The sequence below is a fragment of the Paraburkholderia graminis genome, assembly GCF_003330785.1.
GTDB lineage: Bacteria > Pseudomonadota > Gammaproteobacteria > Burkholderiales > Burkholderiaceae > Paraburkholderia > Paraburkholderia graminis.
Genome location: NZ_CP024934.1, coordinates 3,448,269 through 3,464,814, shown reverse-complemented (window position 1 = coordinate 3,464,814; position 16,546 = coordinate 3,448,269). Strand labels below are relative to the sequence as shown.

The window sequence follows — 16,546 nt, the reverse complement described above, 5'->3', positions numbered from 1 at the left end:
CACGAGGCCCCTCACTACGATGACAGCAACGCGGCGCGCGAGCCGGGCGAATCCGGCGCGATGGATCGTTTATCTCGTCGCCGTGCTGGTGTTCGCGTGGCTCGCGACGCAGGTGTTTTACTTCGCGCAGATCGCGGTGTGGAACTATGTGAATCCGCGCTCGACGGCTTATATGCGCTCGGATGCGTGGCGCTTGTCGCGAGAGCGGCCTGATCTTTCGATGCAGCATACGTGGGTGCCGTATGAGCAGATTTCGCGCAATCTGAAGCGGGCGATCATTGCCTCCGAAGACGCGAATTTCGTCACCAACAACGGCTACGAAACGGACGCGATTTTGCAGGCGTGGGAGCGCAACAAGTCGAAGGGCAAGATTGTGCGCGGCGGCTCGACGATCACGCAGCAATTGGCGCGCAACCTGTTTTTATCGCGTGAGAAGAGTTATATCCGCAAGGGGCAGGAGTTGATTGTCACGTGGATGCTGGAGACCTTGATGGACAAGGAGCGCATCTTCGAGATCTATCTGAATTCCGTCGAGTGGGGCAACGGTGTGTATGGCGCCGAGGCGGCGGCGCGTTATTACTATAAGACGTCAGCGAGTGCACTGAGTGCCGCGCAGTCGGCGCGGTTGGCGGTTATGCTGCCGCAGCCCAGGTATTTTGATGAGCATCGGGGGTCCAGGTATCTTTCGCAGAGGTCGCGGGTGATTGGGAGGAGGATGGGGGCGGCTGAGTTGCCCGAGTAGTTTTGCCTGTGGCGCTCTTTTTTACCCCTTTGGCCTTTCGTTGAATTCGTTGTGGTCTATTTGTGTTGTCCCTGGCTTGCTTTGGCCTTTCCTTGATTTCATGGTGGTCTATTGGCGTTGCCCCTGTGCGGGGCGGCACTCACTTTCTTTGCCGCCGCAAAGAAAGTAAGCAAAGAAAGCGGGCTCACACCGCCAGCTTGTAGGTGACTCCTCCGGTTCGGAGCGGGTAGTGGCGCGCCTTACATCCGTGTCCTCGCGCATTCGGCGTTAGTGACAAGGCCGTCATTCTTCCGGCGACGCTTCGCGCGCCGCAGCGGTCGTTCTTAAAACCGCCCTCCGTTTCCTTCCTTTGATTTCCTGAGCTTTCGTCTGCCAAGCCGACGCTGCCCGCGCTCGCCGAAAGGTCCGGCGCCATTTGCCGCGCCAAAGCCTTCCTGACCACTCACCGCAATTCCGTTAGCGCGTCGCCGAGGCGAAGCCGATGGCCCCCACCGCGCAAAAACGCAAGCGGGCGGTATAAGCGAACCCTTCCGGCGAGCACGCAGTGCGAGGCGGGAAGCATGACTGCCTTGTCACGAGCGCCGAATGCGCGAGGACACGGATGTAAGACGCGCCACTACCCGCTCCGACCCGGGGGGCGCCATCTACAAGCTGGCGGTGTGAGCCCGCTTTCTTTGCTTACTTTCTTTGCGGCGGCAAAGAAAGTGAGTGCCGCCCCGCACAGGGGCAACGCGAAATAGACCACCGCGAAATCAAGGAAAAGGCCAAAGCGAGCGAGTGGGACCCACTTATAAGCCACCGGTGTGAGCCCGCTTTCTTTGCTTACTTTCTTTGCGGCGGCAAAGAAAGTGAGTGCCGCCCCGCACAGGGGCAACGCCAATAGACCACCGCGAAATCAAGGAAAGGCCAAAGCGAGCCAGTGGGACCCACTTATAAGCTGGCGGTTTGAGCCCGCTTTCTTTGCTTACTTTCTTTGCGGCGGCAAAGAAAGTAAGTGCCGCCCCGCACAGGGGCAACGCGAATAGACCACCGCGAATTCAAGGAAAGGCCAAGACACGAACCCAACCCAACAACCAAACCAAGCCCACGGCAACCCAAATCCCATTATATGACCACTCCAGTCACATATTGGAGCTTTCTCAAAAACACCCCTACAATCCAGACCAACAAGCAGACACGTCTGCGACAGCAAAAAAAAACCGGAGACAAAGCCCAACCATGCCTAGCCAAATCACCTGGCAGCACCGCCGCGCCCGCAGCGTCGCGCGCACTCAAGGCCCGCTCTCCGGCCCCGCGCTGTAAGCGCAGAAACCACGAAAAGCGAATCGCCATGAACAAAGCGATGCCGAATCACGCCGAGAGCGCTGCCGAAGCCGAACTGACGCCGCGCGCCGACCACGCGTCGAGCCCCGCGCCGCGCGCCTCGGCGACCGCCGCGAAAGCGCCACGCCCCCCGGCCACCGCCGCCAAAGCCCCCCGCGCCGCCGCGCAACCCACCATCGTCAACGAAATCGCGTTGCCGAGCACGCTGCTCGACATCACGCCGCAACAGGCCGGCACGCAGACGCTCCTGCGCGGTCTCGCGATTCTCGAGGCGGCCGCCGCCGGCGTGCGCGATCTGCGCACCTTCGGCGCAGCGCTCGGCACGACGCGCAGCACCACGCATCGGCTGGTGAGCAGCCTCGTGCAGGCGCGCTACCTGCGCCAGGTGCAAGGCGGTTATCTGCTCGGTCCCAAGCTGATCGAACTCGGCACCATCGCGCTCGAGCAGATGCCGCTCACCGCGGTCGCTCGTCCGCATCTAGAATCGCTCGCGGAACAGACGCTCGACACGATTCACCTCGGCGTGCGCGACGGCGATGACGTGCTGTACATCGACAAGATCCCCGGCACGCGCGGCCTCGAAATGCGCTCGCGCGTCGGTCACCGGATGCCGCTCGCGTCGACGGGAATCGGCAAGGCCATGATGCTCGACCTCAAGCCCGAGCTCTGGCAGTCGCTGTTCGACGCGTCGCGCCGCGCGCTCGCCAGCGTCACGTTCAAGCCCGATAACCGTCCGGACGCGCAGACCTTCATGCAGCGCATGACGAACTACGCGGCCGGCGGCTACACGTTCGACCTGGAGGAAAACGAAGCGTCGATTCGCTGCGTCGCGGCTCCCGTGCGCGACGCGTCGGGCGCGATCGTCGCGGCGCTGTCGGTGGCGAGCACGATTCCCTATATGTCGCTCGAACGCATGGACGAACTGATTCCGGTCGTGCAGCGCGAAGCGCGCGCGATCTCCGAAGAACTCGGCTGGCGCGCCCCGCAACCCACCACCCGCAGGATCAAGCGATGAAACAGGCGGGTTCTCCCACACCGTCGGACGCGCAAGTCGCAGCGGGCGCCGGAGCCGACGCACGAGCCGACGCCGGAGCCGACACACAAGCCGGCACACAAGCCGCCAGTCACGCAGCGCTGATCGCGCTCGACTGGGGCACGACGTCGCTGCGTGCGTATCTCTACGACGCGGCCGGCAATGTGCTCGCGACGCGCGCATCGACGGCCGGCATCATGAACCTGCCGCGCAGCGCGGAACACGGCGGCTTCGACGCGGCTTTCGAGGACGCCTGCGGCGCCTGGCTCGGCGCCGCGCCCGCCACGCCGGTCATCGCGGCGGGCATGGTCGGCAGCGCGCAAGGCTGGCTCGAAGCGCCTTATGTCGATGCACCCGCGAACGCGGACGCGCTCGCCGCCGGCATCGTGCGCGTCGAGGCGGCCTGCGGCGCGACGCTGAACATCGTGCCTGGCGTGCTGCAACGCGGCGAGCTGCCCAACGTGATGCGCGGCGAGGAAACGCAAATATTCGGCGCGCTAGGCCAGGATCTGGATAACGCCGATAGCGCCGATAGCGCCGATAGCGCCGATAGCACCGATAGCACCGATAGCACCGATAGCACCGATAGCACCGACACCAGCAAGCGCGCGCTCATCGGCTTGCCCGGCACGCACGCGAAGTGGGCAGTCGTGCAGGCGGGCCGCATCGAACGTTTTCATACGTTCATGACCGGCGAAGTATTCGGCGCGCTGCGCGAACACACCATTCTCGGCCGCACGATGGTCACGCCCGATCGTCCGGATACCGAAGCGTTTTTGCGCGGCGTGAAAATCGCGCGGGACAAGGGCCAGGCGGGCATGCTCGCCACGGTCTTCAGTTCGCGCACGCTCGGGCTCACCGGGCAACTTTCGCGCGAGCAGCAGCCGGACTATCTGTCCGGCTTGCTGATCGGGCATGAACTGGCCGGCCTCGAAGCCGTGCTCGCGCAGCAGCAGAGTTCGCTCGCAGGCCAAAGCCTGCGCCTCATCGGTAACGAAGCGCTGTGCGAACGCTATCGCGTCGCGCTCGCGCAGTTCGGCTGCACGCAGGCCGAGCTCGTCAGGCAGGCGACAGAGCGCGGCTTGTGGCGCGTCGCCTCGCAGGCGGGGCTCGTCAAGCCGGCCGCCCACGCGGCGCGGGCCGGTTAAGCGGCCACGCCGTCATCCACGAAACAGGGAAACGACATGCAACCTCACATCAATCTGCCCGCTCCGTACATGCCGCACGCGGGTCTGATCGCGGCGTTCGAGGCATGTCCGCTGATCGCGATCATGCGCGGCGTGACGCCCGCCGATGCGGCCGAGCAGGGTCAGGCGCTGTACGAAGCGGGCTTTCGCATCGTCGAAGTGCCGTTGAATTCGCCGCAGCCGTTCGACAGCATCGCCGCGATCCGCAAGGCGCTGCCCGCCGATGCGATCGTCGGTGCGGGCACGGTGCTGCATCCGAGCTTCGTCAAGGACGTGAAGTCGGCCGGCGGCGAACTGATCGTCATGCCGCATAGCGATTCGGAAGTGATCAGCGCCGCGAAAGCGCAAGGCATGGCTTGCTCGCCGGGCGTCGCGACGCCGACCGAGGCGTTCATCGCGCTCAAGCACGGCGCCGACGTGCTGAAGATGTTCCCCGCCGAGCAGCTCGGCTGCCAGGTCGTGAAAGCATGGCGCGCGGTGATCGCGGCGCAGGTGCCGCTGGTGCCCGTCGGCGGCATCACGCCGGACAACATGGGGCCGTTTCTCAGCGCGGGCGCGAATGGCTTCGGGCTCGGTTCGGCGCTGTACAAGCCGGGTCAGAGCGCGGCCGTGACGGCGTCGCACGCGAAGGCGTTCATCAACGGTTTGCGCGTGGCGCGCGCAGGTGCGAAGAAATGACACGGCTCGCCGGCAAAGTCGCTTTGGTGACGGGCGCAGGCCGCGGCATCGGCGCGGCGATCGCGCTTGCGTTTGCACGCGAGGGCGCGGCGGTCGCGCTCGCCGAACTCGACATCGACACGGCGCGGCAAACGGCTTTGCAGATCGCATCTGAAACGGGCGCGCGCGTGTTGGCCGTGCATACCGACGTGACGCAGTCGGCTTCGGTTCAGCACGCCGTGAGCGAGGCGGAACGCGCGCTCGGACCCGTCGACGTGCTGGTGAACAACGCGGGCATCAACGTGTTTTGTGACCCGCTCACCATGACCGACGACGACTGGCGCCGCTGCTTCGCGGTCGATCTCGACGGTGTGTGGAACGGGTGCCGCGCGGTCCTGCCGGGCATGGTCGAGCGCGGCGCGGGCAGCATCGTGAATATCGCGTCGACGCATTCGTTCAAGATCATCGCGGGCTGCTTTCCGTATCCGGTCGCGAAGCATGGCGTGATTGGGCTCACGCGCGCGCTCGGCATCGAATACGCGCCGCGCAACGTGCGTGTGAACGCGATCGCGCCGGGCTACATCGAGACGCAACTGGCGCACGACTGGTGGAACGAACAGCCGGACCCGGCCGCCGCGCGACAGGCGACGATCGATTTGCAGCCGATGAAGCGCATCGGCCGTCCGGAAGAAGTGGCGATGACGGCGGTGTTCCTTGCATCGGATGAAGCGCCGTTTATCAACGCCACCTGCATCACCGTGGACGGCGGGCGCTCGGTGCTGTATCACGACTGAGCCGTGAAAGAAGGGCGCAACAGAACAACGCAAAAGAACAACGCAGTAAAAAAGAAAAACGCAGCACCGTTTCACCGGACGACGCGCTGGCCGCGTGTGTCACAACCGGTACAAGAAGACGCGGCCGATACCTTCTCGTTATCAATTAGTCAGGAGACACACAACATGAAACGCAGAATATTCCTCACGCTGGCAGCAGCGGCGGCGGGTGTGCTTTTCAACGCAACCGCCGCTCAAGCCGCCGATCCGGTCAAGATCGGTTTTCTCGTGAAGCAGCCGGAAGAACCGTGGTTCCAGGACGAATGGAAGTTCGCCGAAATGGCCGCCAAGGAAAAGGGCTTCACGCTCGTGAAGATCGGCGCGCCGTCGGGCGAGAAAGTGATGAGCGCGATCGACAATCTGTCGGCGCAAAAGGCACAGGGCTTTGTGATCTGCACGCCTGACGTCAAGCTCGGACCGGGCATCGTCGCCAAGGCGAAGGCCGACGGCCTGAAGATGATGACCGTGGACGACCGTCTCGTCGACGGCGCGGGCAAGCCGATCGCGTCGGTGCCGCACATGGGCATCTCGGCGTACAACATCGGCAAGCAGGTCGGCGACGGCCTCGCAGCCGAGATCAAGAAGCGCGGCTGGGACATGAAGGACGTCGGTGCAATCGACGTCACTTACGAACAGCTGCCGACCGCGCATGACCGCACGAGCGGCGCCACCGACGCGCTGCTCGCCGCCGGCTTCCCGAAGGCCAACGTGATCGCCGCGCCGCAAGCGAAGACCGATACGGAAAACGCGTTTAACGCCGCCAACATCGCGCTCACGAAGAACCCGCAGTTCAAGCACTGGGTGGCTTACGCGCTGAACGACGAAGGCGTGCTCGGCGCGGTGCGCGCAGCGGAAGGCCGCGGCTTCAAGGCGGACAACATGATCGGCATCGGCATCGGCGGTTCGGATTCGGCATTGAACGAGTTCAAGAAGCCGAACCCGACTGGCTTCTTCGGCACGGTCATCATCAGCCCGAAGCGTCACGGCGAGGAAACCTCCGCGCTGATGTACGACTGGATCACGCAAGGCAAGGCACCGCCGCCGCTGACGCTGACGACCGGCATGCTGGCGACGCGTGAGAACGTCGGCGAAGTGCGCGAGAAGATGGGTCTGGCTTCGAAGTAAGCCGCTTTGAACGCAGTTCGATGAAGTGAATCGCCGGCGCGTCGGTTGAAATACGACGCGCCGGCAATAGCCATAGAACACCAGTAGTCCAGACATGCCGCGCCTTTGCAAAGACTGGAAGGCCGGCAACGCAGGGCAAGGCTGTTCGAATGAAACAGCGAGGAGGCGAAGTGTCAGCGACGCTACGTTTTGACAATATCGGCAAGGTTTTTCCAGGCGTGCGCGCGCTCGACGGTGTGTCCTTCGACGTCAACGTCGGCCAGGTGCACGGCCTGATGGGCGAGAACGGCGCAGGGAAATCGACCCTGCTCAAGATACTCGGCGGTGAATATCAGCCCGACTCGGGCCGCGTGATGATCGACGGCAAGGAAGTGCGCTTTACGAGCGCGGCTTCGTCGATCGCGGCCGGCATCGCGGTGATTCACCAGGAACTGCAATACGTGCCCGACCTCACGGTCGCGGAAAATCTGCTGCTTGGCCAGTTGCCGAATTCGTTCGGCTGGGTCAAGAAGCGCGATGCGAAGCGTTTCGTGCGCGAACGTCTCGAGGCAATGGGCGTCGCGCTCGATCCGGACGCGAAGCTGCGCAAGCTCTCCATCGCGCAACGACAGATGGTGGAAATCTGCAAGGCGCTGCTGCGCAACGCGCGCGTGATCGCACTCGACGAACCGACGAGTTCGCTCTCGCATCGCGAGACGGAAGTGCTGTTCAAGCTGGTGCGCGATCTGCGCGCCGACAACCGCGCGATGATCTACATCTCGCATCGCATGGACGAGATTTACGAGTTGTGCGACGCATGCACGATCTTCCGCGACGGACGCAAGGTGGCTTCGCATCCGACGCTCGAAGGCGTGTCGCGCGACACCATCGTGAGCGAAATGGTCGGGCGTGAAATTTCGGACATCTACAACTATTCGCCGCGGCCGCTCGGCGAAGTGCGCTTCGCGGCGAAGGCCATTGAAGGTCACGCGCTTTCGCAGCCGACCAGCTTCGAAGTGCGGCGCGGCGAGATTGTCGGCTTCTTCGGACTAGTGGGTGCGGGCCGCAGCGAACTGATGCATCTCGTGTACGGCACCGAGCACAAGAAGGGCGGCGAACTGCTGCTCGACGGCAAGCCGATTCGCGTGAAGAGCGCGGGCGAAGCGATCCGTCACGGCATCGTGCTGTGTCCGGAAGACCGCAAGGAAGAAGGCATCGTCGCAATGGCGACCGTGTCGGAGAACATCAACATCAGTTGCAGGCGGCATTACTTGCGCGCGGGCATGTTCCTCGACCGCAAGAAAGAGGCCGAAACCGCGGACCGTTTCATCAAGCTGCTGAAGATCAAGACGCCGAGCCGTCGCCAGAAAATCCGCTTCCTGTCGGGCGGCAATCAGCAGAAGGCGATCCTGTCGCGCTGGCTCGCCGAACCCGATCTGAAGGTGGTGATTCTCGACGAACCGACGCGCGGCATCGACGTCGGCGCGAAGCACGAGATCTATAACGTGATCTATCAGCTCGCCGAACGCGGCTGCGCGATCGTGATGATCTCGTCGGAATTGCCTGAAGTGCTGGGTGTATCGGACCGCATCGTCGTGATGCGCCAGGGCCGCATTTCCGGCGAGCTCGCGCGCAACGACGCAACGGAACAAGCGGTGTTGAGCCTCGCGTTGCCGCAAAGCTCGACCGCACTGCCAGCAAGCGCCGCTCAACAGGCGGCCTGAACATCATTTGGACGCAAGTCCGCAACCCGTGAGGAACGGGAGGAGTCTTCAAATGCAAGCTAGAGAAAACCTCGCGCAACAGGCCGCCAAGAGCGCCGCCGAAGCGCTGATTCCGCAGGCGAGCGACAAGGCGAAGTGGTGGCAGCAGATCACCGAGTACAGCCTGATCCTGATCTTCGTCGTGATGTTCGTGACGATGTCGCTGACGGTCGATCACTTTTTCTCGATCGAGAACATGCTCGGCCTCGCGCTGTCCATTTCGCAGATCGGCATGGTCGCGTGCACGATGATGTTCTGCCTCGCGTCGCGTGACTTCGACCTGTCGATCGGTTCGACGGTCGCGTTCGCCGGCGTGTTGTGCGCGATGGTATTGAACGCCACCGACAACACGTTTATCGCGATCGTCGCGGCAGTCGCGGCGGGTGCGGTGATCGGTTTCGTCAACGGCGCGGTGATCGCTTATTTGCGCATCAACGCGCTGATTACCACGCTCGCGACGATGGAAATCGTGCGCGGCCTCGGCTTCATCGTGTCGCATGGTCAGGCGGTCGGTGTGTCGTCGGATACGTTCATCGCGCTCGGTGGTCTCAGCTTTTTCGGCGTCTCGCTGCCGATCTGGGTCACGCTGCTGTGCTTCATCGTGTTCGGCGTGATGCTCAATCAGACCGTGTATGGACGTAATACGCTTGCCATCGGCGGCAATCCGGAAGCGTCGCGTCTTGCGGGTATCAACGTCGAACGCACGCGCGTCTACATCTTCCTGATCCAGGGCGCCGTGACCGCGCTCGCCGGTGTGATTCTGGCGTCGCGGATCACGTCCGGTCAGCCGAACGCCGCGCAAGGTTTCGAGCTGAACGTGATCTCGGCGTGCGTGCTCGGCGGCGTGTCGCTGCTCGGCGGACGCGCGACGATTTCGGGCGTCGTGATCGGTGTGCTTATCATGGGCACGGTCGAGAACGTGATGAACCTGATGAACATCGACGCGTTCTATCAGTACCTCGTGCGCGGCGCGATCCTGCTCGCCGCCGTGCTGCTCGACCAGTTGAAGAACCGCGGATCGCGGGATTAATCCACTCGCTCTAAAAGGAATCGAACGATGTCGTCTCCGGCCAACGCAAACGAGCGCCTCGCGAACAACGTATTCGCGCGCTACCCGAGTCTTGTCGACCGCACGGTGCTGATCACGGGCGGCGCGACCGGCATCGGCGCATCGTTCGTCGAGCATTTCGCGGCGCAAGGCGCGCGCGTCGCGTTCTTCGATATCGACGCGACGGCGGGCGAAGCGCTCGCCGACGAACTCGGCGACTCGAAGCACAAGCCGCTGTTCCTGCCGTGCGATCTGACGGACATCGACGCGCTGCAAAAAGCCATCGCCGATGTCAAAGCCGCGCTCGGCCCGATCCAGGTGCTCCTGAACAACGCGGCGAACGACAAGCGTCACACGATCGGCGAAGTCACGCGCGAGTCTTTCGACGCGGGCATCGCGGTGAATATCCGTCATCAGTTCTTCGCGGCGCAGGCGGTAATGGAAGACATGAAGGCGGCGCAGAGCGGCTCAATCATCAACCTCGGTTCGATCAGCTGGATGCTGAAGAACGGCGGCTATCCGGTGTACGTGATGTCGAAATCCGCGGTGCAGGGTTTGACGCGCGGTCTCGCACGCGACCTCGGCCACTTCAACATTCGCGTGAATACGCTCGTGCCGGGCTGGGTGATGACGGAGAAGCAGAAGCGTCTGTGGCTCGACGACGCGGGACGCCGTTCGATCAAGGAAGGCCAGTGCATCGACGCGGAACTCGAGCCCGCCGACCTCGCGCGCATGGCGCTCTTCCTCGCCGCCGACGACAGCCGCATGGTCACCGCGCAGGACATCGTCGTGGATGGAGGCTGGGCGTGACGGCGAGCGTGGACGTGCGTGCCTCACACACGCCGCGCGCGGCGCTTCTCGTCGACAGCAAGTGCACGTTGGGCGAGGGCGCGACGTGGTGCGCGACAACCGGCCGCTTCTACTGGACCGACATCGAAGGCGCACGCCTGTGGCGCTACGATCCGCGCGACGGCCGCAGCATGTCGTGGGCGATGCCCGAGCGCCTCGCCACCTTCGCCCTGTGCGCCGATCCGCATTACCTGCTGCTCGGCCTCGCGTCGCGGCTTGCGTTCTTCGATCTCGCGACCGGCGAGACGCTCCATATCGTCGATGTCGAGCCCGGATTGAACACGCGGGTGAACGACGGCCGTTGCGATCGGCAGGGGCGTTTTGTGTTCGGCACGAAAGACGAAGGCTCGCCGTTGCGCGCGATCGGCGGGTTTTACCGGCTCGATCGTGATTTGACGCTGGAGCGCTTGCCGTTGCCCGCGCCCGCCATTTCGAACAGCATCGCGTTCAGTCGCGACGGCGCGACGATGTACTACTGCGATTCGCCGACGCGTGAGATTCGCGCCTGCGATTACCTGGCGGATGGCGGCACTGCCAATGACCGATTGTTCACGCGCCTCACCGATGCGACCGGCGAGCCGGACGGCTCGACCGTCGATCGCGACGGCGGCCTGTGGAACGCGCAATGGGGCGGCGCGCGCGTCGTGCGCTACGGCGCCGACGGCGTCGAAACGGAGCGCGTCGACGTGCCCACGGTGCAGCCGAGTTGCGTCGCGCTGGGCGGCGCGCAGTTGGGCACGCTGTACATTACGAGCGCGCGCGTCGGTCTCGACGCAGCCGCGCTCGCGGGCGACTCGCGCGCCGGCGGCGTGTTTATCGCGACGCCCGCGCGGCGTGGTTTGCCGGAGCCTGTTTTTGCAGGCGCGCCAGCGTAGGGATGTGCGACGCCGCGTCGCTTGCGACGGGGCGGTGCAGCGGTGCAGAACGTAGACAGCAGCGGCGAGTCCGATGCAAGGTGTCGATGCCGATGCCGATGCCGATGCCGATGTCGATGCCGATGCCGATGCCGATGTCGATGCCGATGTCGATGCCGATGTCGCGACATCGCGCATGAACGCCGGCAAAGAAGCCGCGCAGCAACCAGAGTTCGGACCAGAGGCGACCGGTTCAAGAAAATCGCCCGACAGCATCCGTCCGCCATGACGGCAACGTGCAAGCCTCTCGAAGGAGCAGATATGACTGTTGCGAACCCTGTTTCCGCCTTTTCCCAGAACGCTCAGAACTCACCCGGCGCGCAGAGCCGGCGCTCGCGGCTCGCGGCCGCGGCCAATCCGGTGCTGGCGGGGCCGAGCACATCGGCGGTGGCAGTCGGTGAAACTTCGGCCGGCGATGTCGCGTGCGTCACGCTCGCCAATGCGCAATTGCGGCTCGACGTCGCGCCGACGCTCGGCGGCGGCATCACGCGCTTCGACTGGCGCGACGACGGCGCGCTCACGCCGATTTTCCGGCGCTGCCGCCACGTCGCCGCCGACACGCAGCCGAACGAACTCGCCTGTTATCCGCTGCTGCCGTACTCGAACCGTATCGGCGGCGGGCATTTCAATGTCGCGGGACGGCGCGTCGACGTGGCGCGCAATTGCGCCGACGAGCCTTTCCCGATTCACGGCGACGGCTGGCAGTCCGCGTGGGAAGTCGCCGACTCGGACCGCGAGTACGTGCGGCTCACGCTCGATCGGCGGGACGGCAAGCCGTACGCGTTTCGTGCGGCGCAGACGTATAAGCTCGACGGGCCGTCGCTCGTCATCACGCTCGAAATCGAAAACGCGGGCCGCGAGGCTTTGCCGTTCGGACTCGGCGTGCATCCGTTTTTCGTGCGCGATGCGGACACCGAGCTGTCCGCGGCGGCGGGCGGTCTGTGGCTCGCCGGCGACGACTGGTTGCCGGTGCGTCACGTGCAGGCGCCGCCGGCGTGGCAGTTCGGCGTCGCGTATCCGTTGCCGGAGACCATCGTCAATCATGCGTTCACGGGCTGGAGCGGGCAGGCGGCTGTGGTCTGGCCGAAGCGCCGGCTGTCGCTGAACATTGCCGCCGACACCGATTACTACGTGCTGTACACGCCGCCAGGCGAGGACTTTTTCTGCTTCGAGCCGGTCGATCATCCGATCAACGCGATGAATCTGGCGGGCGGCGCGTGCGAAAACGGCATGACGCTGCTGGGACGCGGCGAGCGGCTCACGAGGAGCTTCCGGTTTACCGTCGAGCGCACCGGTTTGCGTTCGATGCCGGGCGCGCGCGGAACGCGGCGCCGGCAGTAGGGGCGGGCAACCACCGCCGACCCGCCGCGCCGGGCAGGTAAAATACGCGCCTTCCCCGATTACCGGCTCGCCGCGAGACTCACCATGTCCAACTTCATCCAGACACTCAACGACGCCTGGCAGCGCACCAACTCGCTGCTGTGCGTCGGCCTCGATCCCGAGCCGAGCAAATTTCCCGGCGCGCTCGCCGGCCGGCCCGACGCGATCTTCGACTTCTGCCGCGAGATCGTCGACGCGACCGCGCCTTACGCGTCGTCGTTCAAGCCGCAAATCGCCTACTTCGCGGCGCATCGCGCGGAAGACCAGCTTGAGCAGCTGATCGCGCATATTCACGCGTATCATCCGGGCTTGCCGGTGATTCTGGACGCGAAGCGCGGCGACATCGGCAGCACCGCCGAGCAGTACGCGCGCGAAGCGTTCGAGCGCTACCAGGCGGACGCGGTCACGGTCAATCCGTACATGGGTTTCGATTCGATCGAGCCGTACCTTGAGCACGAAGGCAAGGGCGTGATCGTGCTGTGCCGCACGTCGAATGCGGGCGGTTCGGACCTGCAATTTCTGGAGACGGGCGGGCGTCCGCTCTATCAGGTCGTCGCGCAACTGGCGGCGGAGAAGTGGAACGCGAGCGGCCAGCTCGGGCTCGTCGTCGGCGCGACTTTTCCGAAGGAAATCGAAGTGGTGCGCGGGATTGTCGGCGATATGCCGCTCCTGATTCCGGGCATCGGCGCGCAGGGCGGCGACGTTCAGGCGACCGTCGGCGCGGGCCGCACCGCGAACGGCACGGGCATGCTGATCAACTCGTCGCGCGCGATCATCTATGCGGGCAAGGGCGAGGACTTTGCGCAGGCGGCGGCGAAGGCGGCGATGGAAACGCGGGAGCGGATTAACGCGTTTCGGTGAGGGGTGGTTTGGCGGTTTGGCGGGTGTTTCGGTGGTCGACCAGTTGAGTGCTTCGGTGATTGGCTGGTTGGTCGCCTGGTTTATCGCTTGGGTTTGCCGCGTGGGTTTGTCGCTTCCCTAACGGCCCGACGCTAGCCGCTTCCGGCAATCGCAATTCGCGCCAGCCGCGCCACACAGTAGCCGTTGCGCTTCACGCGCCGGCCGTTGGCCCCAACCGCCCGATAAACGCCGCATGTTGCGGATAGCGCGATTTCAACGCATCGACATCCGCAAGCTCGAACTCGCTGAACTCGAAACCGGGCGCGACGGTGCAACCAACCAGCGCGAAGCTCGCGGGGTCCGCGCATTCGGCGGCGAACCACAAACCGGCCGGCACCACGGCCTGAAACACCGCGTCGCGGTGAATCAGCGCATTACCGAGCTTGTGCGTGACCAGCTTGCCGGCTGCGTCGAGTACGTGAACGTTCAGCGGCTCGCCGGCGTAGAAATGCCAGACCTCGTCGGATTTGATCCGATGCCAGGCCGAATGCGCGCCGTCGCACAGCAGGTAGTAGATGGCCGTCGACGCCGAGCGCGTCTCCGTCGTTCCGTCCGCCGCGCGGTCCGCGCGGCTCACGCGCTCCGCCGACCGATACGTCTCGCTGAAAAATCCGCCTTCCGGATGCGGCTTCAGATCGAAGCGGCGGATCAATTCGTCTCGGGCTGCATCGGAATCCGGCATTCGTTTCGTCTCCACGCAACTGCAACGGTCAATGTTCGCGCTCGTCGAGCAGCGCGAGGACGCCGCGCAGCGCGTGCGCCGCGGCCTGCACGCGAATCTGCTCGCGGTCGCCCTTGAAAACCTTCGTCTCAACCGATGTATGCAGCCGGTTGCTCCAGCCAAACGACACCATGCCGACCGGCTTGGTCTCCGTGCCGCCGCCCGGACCGGCGACGCCGGTGATCGACAGCGACACCTGCGCGCGGCTGTTGCGCAGCGCGCCTTCGGCCATCGCGCGCGCCACCTGCTCGCTGACCGCGCCGAATTTTTCGATCATGTCCGCGGGCACGCCGATCATTTCGCTCTTCGCCTGGTTCGAGTACGTGACGAAGCCGCGCTCGAACCAGCCGCTGCTGCCGGAAATGTCGGTGATCGCGGTCGCGACCATGCCGCCCGTGCACGACTCGGCGGTGACGAGCATCAGGCGCTCGTCGCGCAGGCGGTTGCTCACGCGGATCGCGAGCTGGTGAACGACGGAATCGGTAGGCATGGCGTCAATCCGGAACGGGGCGCAACGGTTAAACGGACATGCGCCAAAGCGCAATCACGAGCAGCGTGAAAAACGCGGCGACGAGGTCGTCGAACATGATGCCAAAACCGCCTTTCAGCCGGCGATCAAAGTAGCCGATAGGCGGCGGTTTCACCATGTCGAAGAAGCGGAACAGCACGAACGCCCAGAACTGCCCGGTCAGCGTGACCGGCGTGACCATCAGCAGAACCAGCCAGAACGCGACGATTTCGTCCCATACGACCGGCGACGGGTCGTCGGTGCCGAGCCTCTTCGCGGTAAAACCGCAAATCGCAATGCCGCCGACAAAGCCGACGCCGATCAGCACACCCCATTCGATTACCGTCAGATAGCGGCTGAAGACGGCAAAAGACGCCCACGCGAACAGCGTGCCGATCGTCCCAGGCGCGAACGGCGACAAGCCGCTGCCGAAACCGAGCGACAGAATATGCAGAGGATGCGACAACATGAAGCGCGCGGTCGCGCGGCGCGGCTGCGGGCGTTGCGGCTTGGGAGGCTGGCCGCCGACGAACTCGTCGGCGGGCCGAAGCGGGGGATCAGTCTGCATGAAAGTGGTCGAAGCCTTGCAACGTCAGGGTGAGCGGCGCGCCGGCGGCGTCGCGCCAGTCGATCGCGGGGCGATCCGCCGCCGATTGAAGAGCGCTTATTGTACCGATGCGGGTGACCGGCACGCCCGCCTTATGCCCGGCGTTTTCCACCGCGACGCGCGCGGCGGGCGGCGCGGTGAAGCAGAGTTCGTAGTCGTCGCCGCCTGCGAGCGTGCAGCGCCGCTGCGTATCGAGCGGCAGATTGCGCAGCGCGGCGGAACGCGGGACGGCGTCGGCGTCGACGGTGGCGCGCAGCTTCGAGCGATCCAGAATGTGCTTGAGGTCGCCCGCGAGTCCGTCCGATACGTCCAGCGCGGCGCGCGCGACGCCGCGCAATGCGAGACCGAGCGCGATGCGCGGCTCCGGGCGTTCGAGCGCGCGGCGGAAGCTTGTGGCGTCGGCCGCATCCGCCTGCCACTCGCCGCGCTGGATGCCGAGGCCGGCGCGCGCGTCGCCGAGCGTGCCGGACACCCAGATGTCGTCGCCGGCTTGTGCGGCGTCGCGCCGCAGCGCCGCTTGCGGCGGCACGCTGCCGAACACGGTGATGCACAGGTTCAGCGGCCCGCCGGTCGTATCTCCGCCGATCAGCGCGCAACCGTGCCGTTCCGCGAGCGCGAACAGGCCCTCGCTGAACGCGGCGAGCCACGCCTCGTCGGCTTTGGGCAGCGAAAAGGCAAGCGTGAACGCCTGCGGCTGCGCGCCCATCGCGGCAAGGTCCGACAGATTCACGGCGAGCGCCTTGTGGCCGAGCGCCTCGGGATCGATATCGGCGAAGAAATGGCGGCCTTCCACCAGCATGTCCGTCGATATCGCCAGCATTTCGCCGGCGCGCGGCGCGAGCAGCGCGCAGTCGTCGCCGATGCCGAGCGAGCCGTCCGCGGCAACCGACGGCTGGCCCGCCGCGCGGCGGGCAAAGAAACGTTCGATCAGCGAAAACTCTGAGAGCATTGTGAGGAAAAGTGCAGGCACCACTGGC

General features: G+C 64.8%; 17 protein-coding genes. 12 read left to right on the top strand and 5 right to left on the bottom strand.

Annotation, left to right across the window (positions count from 1 at the left end):
* Positions 1-19 precede the first annotated feature (19 nt).
* The 10 genes from mtgA to CUJ91_RS15420 all read left to right on the top strand — a co-directional run bounded on the left by mtgA (position 20) and on the right by CUJ91_RS15420 (position 11,414).
* Positions 20-742 carry a monofunctional biosynthetic peptidoglycan transglycosylase gene (mtgA, locus tag CUJ91_RS15470; RefSeq protein ID WP_114156487.1) on the top strand — a complete coding sequence of 241 codons (723 nt, stop codon included), beginning with the start codon at positions 20-22 and terminating at the stop codon, positions 740-742.
* Positions 743-2,072: 1,330 nt separating this feature from the next.
* Positions 2,073-3,080: an IclR family transcriptional regulator gene (locus CUJ91_RS15460; RefSeq protein WP_006051869.1), complete on the top strand. Its 1,008-nt coding sequence runs from the start codon at positions 2,073-2,075 to the stop codon at positions 3,078-3,080.
* Complete coding sequence (locus tag CUJ91_RS15455; RefSeq protein ID WP_114156485.1) at positions 3,077-4,246, top strand: 2-dehydro-3-deoxygalactonokinase; 1,170 nt, start codon at positions 3,077-3,079, stop codon at positions 4,244-4,246. Before CUJ91_RS15460 ends, CUJ91_RS15455 begins: the two co-directional genes overlap by 4 nt.
* A 36-nt stretch (positions 4,247-4,282) precedes the next feature.
* Positions 4,283-4,963: a 2-dehydro-3-deoxy-6-phosphogalactonate aldolase gene (locus CUJ91_RS15450; protein ID WP_006051871.1), complete on the top strand. Its 681-nt coding sequence runs from the start codon at positions 4,283-4,285 to the stop codon at positions 4,961-4,963.
* On the top strand, positions 4,960-5,736 hold the full coding sequence (locus CUJ91_RS15445; RefSeq protein WP_006051872.1) for an SDR family oxidoreductase: 777 nt from the start codon (positions 4,960-4,962) through the stop codon (positions 5,734-5,736). Before CUJ91_RS15450 ends, CUJ91_RS15445 begins: the two co-directional genes overlap by 4 nt.
* Positions 5,737-5,901: 165 nt before the next feature.
* Entirely contained in the window at positions 5,902-6,900 is a 999-nt protein-coding gene (locus CUJ91_RS15440) for an arabinose ABC transporter substrate-binding protein (protein ID WP_006051873.1), read from the top strand.
* A 170-nt stretch (positions 6,901-7,070) separates the two neighbouring features.
* Positions 7,071-8,603, top strand: coding sequence for an L-arabinose ABC transporter ATP-binding protein AraG (araG, locus tag CUJ91_RS15435; protein ID WP_006051874.1), 1,533 nt, complete (start codon positions 7,071-7,073; stop codon positions 8,601-8,603).
* A gap of 52 nt (positions 8,604-8,655) precedes the next feature.
* Positions 8,656-9,672 (top strand): L-arabinose ABC transporter permease AraH, encoded by a 1,017-nt coding sequence (gene araH / locus CUJ91_RS15430; protein WP_053858746.1) that lies wholly within the window; start codon positions 8,656-8,658, stop codon positions 9,670-9,672.
* A 27-nt stretch (positions 9,673-9,699) separates the two neighbouring features.
* Positions 9,700-10,500 carry an SDR family NAD(P)-dependent oxidoreductase gene (locus tag CUJ91_RS15425; RefSeq protein WP_029971482.1) on the top strand — a complete coding sequence of 267 codons (801 nt, stop codon included), beginning with the start codon at positions 9,700-9,702 and terminating at the stop codon, positions 10,498-10,500.
* Positions 10,497-11,414 carry an SMP-30/gluconolactonase/LRE family protein gene (locus tag CUJ91_RS15420; RefSeq protein ID WP_208716140.1) on the top strand — a complete coding sequence of 306 codons (918 nt, stop codon included), beginning with the start codon at positions 10,497-10,499 and terminating at the stop codon, positions 11,412-11,414. The genes CUJ91_RS15425 and CUJ91_RS15420 overlap by 4 nt, the downstream gene beginning before the upstream one ends.
* On the opposite strand, the gene CUJ91_RS34625 is transcribed toward CUJ91_RS15420, so the two are convergent.
* Positions 11,353-11,619, bottom strand: a complete 267-nt coding sequence (locus tag CUJ91_RS34625; RefSeq protein WP_208716138.1) for a hypothetical protein — start codon at positions 11,617-11,619, stop codon at positions 11,353-11,355. The genes CUJ91_RS15420 and CUJ91_RS34625 overlap by 62 nt on opposite strands.
* Before the next feature lie 95 nt (positions 11,620-11,714).
* Here CUJ91_RS34625 and CUJ91_RS15410 point away from each other — a divergent pair, with 95 nt between their 5' ends.
* Positions 11,715-12,794 (top strand): aldose 1-epimerase, encoded by a 1,080-nt coding sequence (locus tag CUJ91_RS15410; protein ID WP_114156484.1) that lies wholly within the window; start codon positions 11,715-11,717, stop codon positions 12,792-12,794.
* Positions 12,795-12,878: 84 nt separating this feature from the next.
* Positions 12,879-13,694 carry an orotidine-5'-phosphate decarboxylase gene (gene pyrF / locus CUJ91_RS15405; protein ID WP_114156483.1) on the top strand — a complete coding sequence of 272 codons (816 nt, stop codon included), beginning with the start codon at positions 12,879-12,881 and terminating at the stop codon, positions 13,692-13,694.
* 190 nt (positions 13,695-13,884) lie between these two features.
* Here pyrF and CUJ91_RS15400 read toward each other — a convergent pair whose 3' ends face one another.
* Genes CUJ91_RS15400 through thiL form a run of 4 tightly spaced genes read right to left on the bottom strand, consistent with a single transcriptional unit; the run spans position 13,885 to position 16,518 of the window.
* Positions 13,885-14,415 (bottom strand): cupin domain-containing protein, encoded by a 531-nt coding sequence (locus CUJ91_RS15400; protein ID WP_114156482.1) that lies wholly within the window; start codon positions 14,413-14,415, stop codon positions 13,885-13,887.
* Between the two features lie 28 nt (positions 14,416-14,443).
* On the bottom strand, positions 14,444-14,944 hold the full coding sequence (locus CUJ91_RS15395; protein ID WP_006051881.1) for a CinA family protein: 501 nt from the start codon (positions 14,942-14,944) through the stop codon (positions 14,444-14,446).
* A gap of 28 nt (positions 14,945-14,972) precedes the next feature.
* Positions 14,973-15,530 carry a phosphatidylglycerophosphatase A family protein gene (locus CUJ91_RS15390; RefSeq protein ID WP_006051882.1) on the bottom strand — a complete coding sequence of 186 codons (558 nt, stop codon included), beginning with the start codon at positions 15,528-15,530 and terminating at the stop codon, positions 14,973-14,975.
* Positions 15,520-16,518 carry a thiamine-phosphate kinase gene (gene thiL, locus CUJ91_RS15385; RefSeq protein WP_114156481.1) on the bottom strand — a complete coding sequence of 333 codons (999 nt, stop codon included), beginning with the start codon at positions 16,516-16,518 and terminating at the stop codon, positions 15,520-15,522. The genes CUJ91_RS15390 and thiL overlap by 11 nt, the downstream gene beginning before the upstream one ends.
* Positions 16,519-16,546: the final 28 nt, after the last annotated feature.

Excerpts from the sequence above, each read along its gene's own strand:
- mtgA (WP_114156487.1), top strand. The coding sequence starts at position 20 with ATGACAGCAACGCGGCGCGCGAGCCGGGCGAATCCGGCGCGATGGATC.
- CUJ91_RS15460 (WP_006051869.1), top strand. The coding sequence starts at position 2,073 with ATGAACAAAGCGATGCCGAATCACGCCGAGAGCGCTGCCGAAGCCGAA.
- CUJ91_RS15455 (WP_114156485.1), top strand. The coding sequence starts at position 3,077 with ATGAAACAGGCGGGTTCTCCCACACCGTCGGACGCGCAAGTCGCAGCG.
- CUJ91_RS15450 (WP_006051871.1), top strand. The coding sequence starts at position 4,283 with ATGCAACCTCACATCAATCTGCCCGCTCCGTACATGCCGCACGCGGGT.
- CUJ91_RS15445 (WP_006051872.1), top strand. The coding sequence starts at position 4,960 with ATGACACGGCTCGCCGGCAAAGTCGCTTTGGTGACGGGCGCAGGCCGC.
- CUJ91_RS15440 (WP_006051873.1), top strand. The coding sequence starts at position 5,902 with ATGAAACGCAGAATATTCCTCACGCTGGCAGCAGCGGCGGCGGGTGTG.
- araH (WP_053858746.1), top strand. The coding sequence starts at position 8,656 with ATGCAAGCTAGAGAAAACCTCGCGCAACAGGCCGCCAAGAGCGCCGCC.
- CUJ91_RS15425 (WP_029971482.1), top strand. The coding sequence starts at position 9,700 with ATGTCGTCTCCGGCCAACGCAAACGAGCGCCTCGCGAACAACGTATTC.
- CUJ91_RS15410 (WP_114156484.1), top strand. The coding sequence starts at position 11,715 with ATGACTGTTGCGAACCCTGTTTCCGCCTTTTCCCAGAACGCTCAGAAC.
- pyrF (WP_114156483.1), top strand. The coding sequence starts at position 12,879 with ATGTCCAACTTCATCCAGACACTCAACGACGCCTGGCAGCGCACCAAC.
- CUJ91_RS15400 (WP_114156482.1), bottom strand. The coding sequence starts at position 14,415 with ATGCCGGATTCCGATGCAGCCCGAGACGAATTGATCCGCCGCTTCGAT.
- CUJ91_RS15395 (WP_006051881.1), bottom strand. The coding sequence starts at position 14,944 with ATGCCTACCGATTCCGTCGTTCACCAGCTCGCGATCCGCGTGAGCAAC.
- CUJ91_RS15390 (WP_006051882.1), bottom strand. The coding sequence starts at position 15,530 with ATGCAGACTGATCCCCCGCTTCGGCCCGCCGACGAGTTCGTCGGCGGC.
- thiL (WP_114156481.1), bottom strand. The coding sequence starts at position 16,518 with ATGCTCTCAGAGTTTTCGCTGATCGAACGTTTCTTTGCCCGCCGCGCG.